General features: G+C 44.2%; 1 protein-coding gene. It reads left to right on the top strand.

Annotated features, from left to right (window positions below; all coding sequences use genetic code 11):
- A partial coding sequence (locus tag H3V04_RS09980) for a hypothetical protein (protein WP_198188545.1) occupies positions 1-242 on the top strand: 242 nt, incomplete at both ends.

Raw genomic sequence — 242 nt, 5'->3', positions numbered from 1 at the left:
ATACAACCGTATTTGGTAACAGCAATACTATCAATAATGCGATTGATGGTGTACATATTATTGGTAACAGTAATACAGTGGGTGCGGCCAACTCAGCCAGTACAGGAACTGGTGCCACTATAATCGGTAATAACTCCATTGTCAGCTCAGATAATGGTATGGCTCTGGGTAATAATATAACCGTTGGTGGTACTGAAGCGATTGCCGTGGGTAATAACGCTCAGGCTCTGGCTGACGGAGCA

The sequence above is a fragment of the Bifidobacterium sp. M0353 genome (assembly GCF_016100645.1).
Lineage (GTDB): Bacteria > Actinomycetota > Actinomycetes > Actinomycetales > Bifidobacteriaceae > Bombiscardovia > Bombiscardovia choladohabitans.
The sequence above is the reverse complement of the archived record's forward strand: the minus strand, read 5'-3'. Positions and strand labels throughout refer to the sequence as shown.